Source organism: Streptosporangium nondiastaticum (assembly GCF_003011965.1).
Classification (GTDB): domain Bacteria; phylum Actinomycetota; class Actinomycetes; order Streptomycetales; family Streptomycetaceae; genus Streptomyces; species Streptomyces nondiastaticus.
The window spans coordinates 1-7,073 of sequence record NZ_PXWG01000216.1 but is presented as its reverse complement, the minus strand read 5'-3'; the positions used below and the strand labels follow the sequence as shown (position 1 = coordinate 7,073).

7 protein-coding genes are annotated in these 7,073 nt (G+C 74.7%); 5 read left to right on the top strand and 2 right to left on the bottom strand.

All coding sequences use genetic code 11. The features are described from left to right. The 3 genes from B7P34_RS39085 to B7P34_RS34285 form a co-directional block, all read left to right on the top strand. The coding region (locus tag B7P34_RS39085; RefSeq protein WP_223268538.1) for a carboxymuconolactone decarboxylase family protein at positions 1-1,168 on the top strand (1,168 nt) is incomplete at its 5' end. A 12-nt stretch (positions 1,169-1,180) separates the two neighbouring features. Next, a complete protein-coding gene (locus B7P34_RS34290; protein WP_223268537.1) occupies positions 1,181-1,828 on the top strand; it encodes an MBL fold metallo-hydrolase in 648 nt (215 codons plus the stop codon). A 38-nt stretch (positions 1,829-1,866) separates the two neighbouring features. After that, positions 1,867-2,646, top strand: a complete 780-nt coding sequence (locus B7P34_RS34285; protein ID WP_106682063.1) for an exodeoxyribonuclease III — start codon at positions 1,867-1,869, stop codon at positions 2,644-2,646. A 47-nt stretch (positions 2,647-2,693) separates the two neighbouring features. Here the strand turns inward: B7P34_RS34285 and B7P34_RS34280 are convergent, their stop codons facing one another. Continuing rightward, entirely contained in the window at positions 2,694-4,583 is a 1,890-nt protein-coding gene (locus tag B7P34_RS34280; protein ID WP_106682062.1) for an SGNH/GDSL hydrolase family protein, read from the bottom strand. Between the two features lie 147 nt (positions 4,584-4,730). Here B7P34_RS34280 and B7P34_RS34275 point away from each other — a divergent pair, with 147 nt between their 5' ends. Then, positions 4,731-5,171 (top strand): DUF6278 family protein, encoded by a 441-nt coding sequence (locus B7P34_RS34275; RefSeq protein WP_106682061.1) that lies wholly within the window; start codon positions 4,731-4,733, stop codon positions 5,169-5,171. A gap of 25 nt (positions 5,172-5,196) precedes the next feature. Here the strand turns inward: B7P34_RS34275 and B7P34_RS34270 are convergent, their stop codons facing one another. Further along, complete coding sequence (locus tag B7P34_RS34270) at positions 5,197-6,012, bottom strand: GntR family transcriptional regulator (protein WP_106682060.1); 816 nt, start codon at positions 6,010-6,012, stop codon at positions 5,197-5,199. 245 nt (positions 6,013-6,257) lie between these two features. Between B7P34_RS34270 and B7P34_RS34265 the strand changes: the two genes are divergently transcribed. Next, positions 6,258-6,977, top strand: a complete 720-nt coding sequence (locus B7P34_RS34265) for an amino acid ABC transporter ATP-binding protein (protein ID WP_435693995.1) — start codon at positions 6,258-6,260, stop codon at positions 6,975-6,977. Positions 6,978-7,073 lie beyond the last annotated feature (96 nt).

The window sequence follows — 7,073 nt, the reverse complement described above, 5'->3', positions numbered from 1 at the left end:
CTCCGGCGCCGGCTTCGGCACTCCGGGCGCGGCGTCCGGCGGCTTCGGCGCCCCGGGAAGCGGATCTGCCGGGACGGACGGCCCCGCGGCCACCGGCCGTACCGGCGACGGCTTCGGCGCCTTCGCCCCGGGCTCCGGCCCGGCCGGGGTGCCCGGCCCCGCGGGGCCGCAGGCGTTCGGAATTCCGGGCTCGGGTGCGGTCGGCGTACCCGAGCCCGCAGGGTCGTCCGCCTCCGGCACGGGCCCGCAGGCGTTCGGGGCCCCGGGCTCCGGCGCGGCGGCCAGTGGGACCGGTCCCGCGGGATCCTCCGCCCCCGGCACGGGGCCGCAGACCTTCGGGTCCCCGGGCTACGGTCCCGGCACGCCCGGCACGCCCGGCACGCCCGGCACGCCCGGCACGCCCGGCCCCGCGGGCCCGGGTGCGGACCCCTCGAGCTCCTCCGCCCCCGGTTCCGGCATATCCGGCCCGGGCAGCGCCGCCGGTGCCGCCTTCGGAGGCGCGCGCGGCAGTGCCCCCGGCGCGGACGGCTCGGACACCGTGCGGATCAACCCCGGTACCTCCGGTACCCCCGGAACCCGCGACACCGCGCGGATCCCCTCCGGCCCCGGCGCGTCGGAGACGGTGCGCATCACCCCCGGGCCGCCGCCCGGCCCCGGAGCGCACGCCTTCGGATCCGCCGGGCTTCCGGCGGCGGAACCGGCCGCTGCGGAACCGTCCGCGGCGGAGCCCGGCGCGGCCGAGCCGTTCGGCGCCTTCGGGCCGCCGCCCGCGGACCTGCACGCCGGGCACGACGCCCTGGACCGCGGCAGGCGGCTCCGGCGCGACGTCCTCGGCGACGAGGGCGCGGACCGGGCCGAAGCGGACCGGGACGCGTTCACCGCCGACTTCCATGACCTCGTGACCCGCTCCGCGTGGGGCGAGACCTGGGCCCGCCCCGGGCTGGACCGCCGCACCCGGGCCCTGCTCACCCTGACCGCGCTGACGGCCCGCGGCCATTACGAGGACATCGCCCCGTACACCCGCGCGGCCCTCCGCAGCGGCGCCGGCCCGGACGAGATCAAGGAGACGCTGCTGCACGCGGCGGTCTACTGCGGCCTGCCCGCCGCGGGCGCCGCCTTCGCCGTCGCGCAGCGTGTCATCGCCGAGGAGACGGGCCCGAGGGCGTAGCAGTATGGGGCCATGGAGCCGAACCTGAAGCTGACGAAGAAGAGCCACGCGTGCGTCCTCCTGGAGAAGGACGGCCGCACGCTCGCCATCGACCCGGGCGCCTTCAGCGAGGAGGACGCGGCCGTCGGCGCGGACGCGATCCTCGTGACCCACGAGCACCCGGACCACTTCGCGGAGGACCGCCTGCGGGCGGCCCTCGACGCGAACCCGGCCGCGGAGCTGTGGACGCTGCGCAGCGTCGCCGAGCAGATCGCCCCGGCCTTCCCGGGCCGGGTGCACATCGTGGGGGAGGGGGACGCGTTCACTGCGGCGGGCTTCGACGTGCAGGTGCACGGACAGCTGCACGCCGTGATCCACCCGGACATCCCGCGGATCACGAACGTGGGCTACCTGGTGGACGGTTCGGTCTTCCACCCGGGCGACGCGCTGACGCTGCCGGGCGTGCCGGTGGACACGCTGATGCTGCCCGTCATGGCGCCCTGGAACAAGATCTCGGAGGTCATCGACTACGTGCGGGAGCTCGCGCCGCGCCTGGCGATCGATGTCCACGACGCGCTGCTCACCGACCTCGCCCGTCCGGTCTACGACCGGATGCTGACGCCGGCCCGGGCCGGCGCGGAGCACGTCCGGCTGGCGCCCGGGGAGGCCGTCACCCTCTGAACGCGGGGATTGTCAGACCCGGCCGTTAGGGTTGCCGCATGCGCATCGCCACCTGGAACGTGAACTCGATCACCGCCCGTCTCCCGAGGCTGCTGGCCTGGCTGGAGAGCAGCGGCACGGACGTGCTCTGCATACAGGAGACGAAGTGCGCCGACGAGGCCTTCCCGTACGCGGAGCTGCGCGAGCTGGGCTACGAGGCCGCGGTGAACGCCACCGGCCGGTGGAACGGCGTGGCGGTGATCTCCCGGGTGGGCCTTGAGGATGTGGTGAGCGGCCTGCCGGGCGGGCCGGACTACGACGGCGGGCAGGAGCCCCGCGCGATCTCGGCGACGTGCGGGGGCGTCCGCGTCTGGTCGGTCTACGTGCCCAACGGCCGCGAGGTCGGCCACGACCACTACGCGTACAAGCTCCGCTGGCTGGAGGCCCTGCGGGACGCCGTCGCGGCGGACGCGGAGGGCGAGCGCCCGTTCGCGGTCCTCGGTGACTACAACATCGCGCCGACCGACGACGACGTCTACGACCCGGCCGTCTTCGAGGGCGCCACGCACGTCACTCCGGCCGAGCGCGCGGCCCTCGGCGCCCTGCGCGACCTCGGCCTGTCCGACGTCGTGCCGCGCCCGCTGAAGTACGACCACCCGTACACGTACTGGGACTACCGCCAGCTGTGCTTCCCCAAGAACCGGGGCATGCGCATCGACCTCGTCTACGGCAACGCCCCGTTCGTGAAGGCCGAGCAGGACGCGTACGTCGACCGCGAGGAGCGCAAGGGCAAGGGCGCCTCGGACCACGCCCCCGTCGTCGTCGACCTGGACGTGTGAGCCCGGGGCGCCCGGGAACGGGCGCCCCGGAGTGACGGGCGGTGCGATCAGACCAGCTCGCGCAGGTCGATCGCGTCGCTGAAGGCCTTCATGCCCGCGTCGTTGGGGTGCAGGTGGTCGCCGCCGTCGAACGCCGGCAGCATCCGGTCCGGCTGCTGCGGGTCCCGGATCGCCGCGTCGAAGTCGAACACGGCGTCGTAGCCGCGGCCCGCGATGCCACCGCCCCGGATGTGCCGGTTGATGGCCGCGCGCTGCGCCTCGGCCTCCGCCGTGCAGTCGTAGAAGCCGCCGCACGGCGCGATCGTCGCGGCGATGACCCGCATCCCGCGCTCGTGGGCGCGCTCGGCGATGGCGTCGAGGCCCGCGATGACCTGCGCGGCCGAGGTCCCGGACCGGATGTCGTTGACGCCCTCGAAGACGATGACCGTACGGGCCGAGGTCTGTGCCAGCACGTCCCGCTCCAGGCGGTGCTGCGCGCTGACGCCGCTCATGATGGTGCTCGTCCCGTCGCCCGGATAGCGGTCGGTCACCACGCGGTTGCCGGAGATGCCGTGGTTGAGGATCCCGAGCCGCGGCAGGGAGTGCTGCGCTTGCAGCCGCCGCGCCAGCAGGTCGGGCCAGCGGCCGTTGGCGCCGGGCGTCGACCGTTCGCCGTCGGTGATGGAGTCGCCCAGGGTCACCACGGACCCTGGCCCGCCCTCCACGTCCACGCCCGTCAGCAGCGGCCAGGTGGAGAGCGTGCCGGTGTACGCGCCGGCACCGCGCTCGCCGGTCCGGTCGCCGCTGCCGTCGCCGGTCAGGTAGGAGACCTGGCTGGTGTAGCTGTGCACGGGCACGGCCGGCACCTTGCCGGGCAGGTGGATGCTCACGAGCAGATTGGTGCCCGGCGGCACCCGGAAGCCCAGCGGGTCGCTGAAGGCCTGCGCGCCGGCGGGGATCACCGTGCCCTGCTGCCCGCCGAAGGCGAGGGCCCGGGGTGCGCCCGCCGCGGCCGCGCCCTTGCCCTGCAGGGCGATCGTGGCGTGGCCGATGCGGACGGGGCGGGGCGCGAAGGTGTTCTCCAGCCGGATCCGCGTCGCGGGCCCGCCCGTGCTGCTGTGCACGATCAGCCGCAGCGTGCGGTCCGTCCACGGCCCGACGGCCGCGTAGCCGGAGACGGGCGCGGCCCAGGTGCCGGTCCAGCCGCGGGAGCCGCCGCGCAGCGCGAGGGAGAACACGTGCAGGTCGCTGTCCGGCCCGGGGTCCTGCGGGAGCACCACGGAGTCGACTTCGCGGCCGGGCGCGACCGGCACGGACACCGCGTACAGCCGGGTGGTCTCGGAGCGCCGCCCGCCAGGCGCGTTGAGGTGGGGCAGGCCGACGGCCTTCGTCGTCAGGGGGCCGCGGCGCCAGTCGGGTGCCGTCAGCCGGTACGTGCTGCGGGAGCCGTCGCGGTAGCGCACCGTGCCCGTGCCCGTGGCGTCGCCGCCGGGTGCGCCCTTCGCCGTCGCGGCGACGAGGAAGGTGAGGGCTTCGCCGCGGCCGCCGAGCCGCACGGCCTGTCCCGCGGCGCGGACGTTGTCGGGCTTGCCCGCGGCGGGGCGGGGCCAGTGCAGGCGGGCGCCGTCGAAGGCGAGTTCGCGGCCGGGTGCCCAGCCGGCGGCCGCGAGGTCCTGGGCGGAGAGGGAGTTGCCCGCCCCGTCGAAGTCGGCCGCGCCGGGGCGGGCGTCGTCGCTGACCGCCCTGCTGTCGAAGAGCCGCTCCAGGGGGAGCGGCTCTCTGCCGGGCAGTGCGTCGGGTTGTCCGCCGGCGGCGAGCGCCGGGGTGTTTGCGGCAGCGACGGCGCACGCGGCGCCGGCGATCCCCACCGCGGCGGCCCGGGCCGCCGCCCGCGCCGCCGTCCACCGTCTGTGCCGTCCGCCGTGCCGTCCACCGTCCGGCTTCACTGTTCGGAGCATGCGTCTCATGCCTCCCTCGGTTCCCCGCTCGGTACGTGGCTGCATGAAGCTAAGAAGACATATGGGCAACGTCAAGGAGGCCATCCGGTCACGCCGGGAGCCGCGCGCCTGTGGTGGGGCCATCCGTGCGAGTGCGATCCTGTTGGTATGAACATTCCCTTCTTGGACAGTTGGCGAAAGCGACACGGCCCGGGGCACGGGGCGGCGCCGTCGAGCGCGGTCGACCGGGACCCGGAAGGGCTCGCGGAGCTGCTGTCCGAGTGCGAACTGCTGCGCGCGCACGCGCAGTCCGCGGGAGTGGTGCTCGACGACTCGCCCGCCTCACTGGAGGCCCTGGACCAGCTGCAGCCGCGCTGGCGCGACGACCCGGAACTGGTGCCCTGGCTCGGCAACGACGCGGGCCTCTACCTGGGCACGGTCGTCATCCGTACGGTCCGCGACGCGGGGTGGTGGATCCGCTCCGACGGTCAGCCGGTGGTGCGGCTCGCCAACGGCCGTGAGGTCGACGTGGTCGAGGCGGGGCAGGCGTGGGCGGCCGACGGCGCGCCCGAGCTGTCGCAGCTGTACGCGGAGCTCGCCGAGAGCTGACGCCCGGGCCCCTCAGCCGGTGAGCTCAGCTGGTGAACGCGATGTCGTACTCCACGCGCCAGCGGTCCGCGCGGACGACGATGTCGGAGGTCTCCACGGCGCGGCCGTCGCCGTCGAAGTGCGTGCGCTCGATGACCGTGACGCAGCTGCCCGCGGCGCAGCCCAGCGCCTCGGCCTCCGGGGTGCTCGCGGGCCGGGAGCCGACCAGCTCCCGGGCCCGCACGACGCGGATCCCGATGGCCGCGAGCCGCCCGCGCACCCCGCGCCGGGCGTAGGGCCCGCGCTCGGGCAGGACGACGTCCGTGCCCTCGGTGATGGCGAGCGGCTCCCAGCTCGTGGCGAGCTGCACGGGGTGGCGGTTGGCCAGGTACTCGTACTGGGTGCAGAGCACGCGCGTGCCCGCGCCGATGTGCAGCCGCTGGGCGATCCGCTCCGGGGCGGCGGTTTCGGTCGACGAGGCTTCCCACGTAAGAGTGGTGTTGCGGCCCGTGCCGCCGTCGGGCGCGGGCGACCGGCCGGACTGCTCGCCCTGGCGCGGGCGGGGCGGGTCGTACCCCCGGATCTGGGCGGCGAAGGGGGTGTCGACGGCCCCGGTGGACCGGAGCAGGCTGCCGAGCGGCGCCCGGTCGGTGACGAACACGCCGCGGCCGAACTGGCCCTCCGCGTAGCCGGCGGCCTTCAGCACGCGCACCGCCCGGTCCACGGTCTGGTCGCTGGCCGCGTAGGTGCGCTTGAGCTCGGAGCGGGAGGGGATGCGCTCGCCCACGGCGAGCCCGCCCTCGTCGATCCTCCGGCGCAGATCGTCCGCGATGCGCTGGTAGACGGGCCTGCTGTCGCCCACCCCCGGCTCCTTTCCCCCGAGCTCTTCCCCCGAGTTCCCCGGTCCGTCCCCCTCAGGCTAGGTACCCAGGCCCGGTCTGTGTACCTAGGGCAAATGGCGGGCAATGTGCCACGAATGCCCATATGAATGCGTGTCATGGCTGAAGTCCCCTATGGAGGGGAATAGTTTGCGCGGATGGCGAGCGTGGACCGGAAGAGCGCGGAGAGTGGGCGGGACTGGGTATGGCCGTCGATCCCCTGATCGAAATGCGTGATGTCAACAAGCATTACGGCGAGCTGCACGTCCTGAAGGACATCAACCTCACCGTCGGCCGCGGTGAGGTGGTCGTCGTCATCGGCCCCTCCGGCTCCGGGAAGTCCACCCTCTGCCGCGCCATCAACCGCCTGGAGCCCGTCGAGTCCGGCACGATCCTCCTCGACGGCCACCCGCTGCCCGACGAGGGGCGCGAGCTCGCCAAGCTGCGGGCCGAGGTCGGGATGGTCTTCCAGTCCTTCAACCTCTTCGCCCACAAGACCGTCCTCGCCAACGTCTCCCTGGCGCCGCTCAAGGTCCGCAAGCGCTCCAGGGAGGACGCGGACCGGCGCTCGCGCGAGCTGCTGGAGCGCGTCGGCCTGCTCGCGCACGCGGACAAGTACCCGGCCCAGCTCTCCGGCGGCCAGCAGCAGCGCGTGGCCATCGCCCGCGCCCTCGCGATGGAGCCCAAGGCCCTCCTCTTCGACGAGCCGACGTCCGCGCTCGACCCGGAGATGATCAACGAGGTGCTGGAGGTCATGCAGCAGCTCGCGCGGGACGGCATGACGATGGTCGTCGTCACCCACGAGATGGGCTTCGCCCGCTCCGCCGCCAACCGCGTCGTCTTCATGGCCGACGGCCGCATCGTCGAGGACCGCGCCCCCGAGGAGTTCTTCACCGCGCCGCGGAGCGAGCGCGCCAAGGACTTCCTCTCCAAGATCCTCAAGCATTGAGCGGGGGACCGGTGACTCTGCAGACACTGACGCGCCGCATCCGCCGCCCGCGCGCCGCGCGCCGCCGGCACGCCCTGCGCCGCACGGCCGCCGCCG

Excerpts from the sequence above, each read along its gene's own strand:
- B7P34_RS34285 (WP_106682063.1), top strand. The coding sequence starts at position 1,867 with ATGCGCATCGCCACCTGGAACGTGAACTCGATCACCGCCCGTCTCCCG.
- B7P34_RS34280 (WP_106682062.1), bottom strand. The coding sequence starts at position 4,583 with ATGCTCCGAACAGTGAAGCCGGACGGTGGACGGCACGGCGGACGGCAC.
- B7P34_RS34290 (WP_223268537.1), top strand. The coding sequence starts at position 1,181 with ATGGAGCCGAACCTGAAGCTGACGAAGAAGAGCCACGCGTGCGTCCTC.
- B7P34_RS34265 (WP_435693995.1), top strand. The coding sequence starts at position 6,258 with ATGCGTGATGTCAACAAGCATTACGGCGAGCTGCACGTCCTGAAGGAC.
- B7P34_RS34275 (WP_106682061.1), top strand. The coding sequence starts at position 4,731 with ATGAACATTCCCTTCTTGGACAGTTGGCGAAAGCGACACGGCCCGGGG.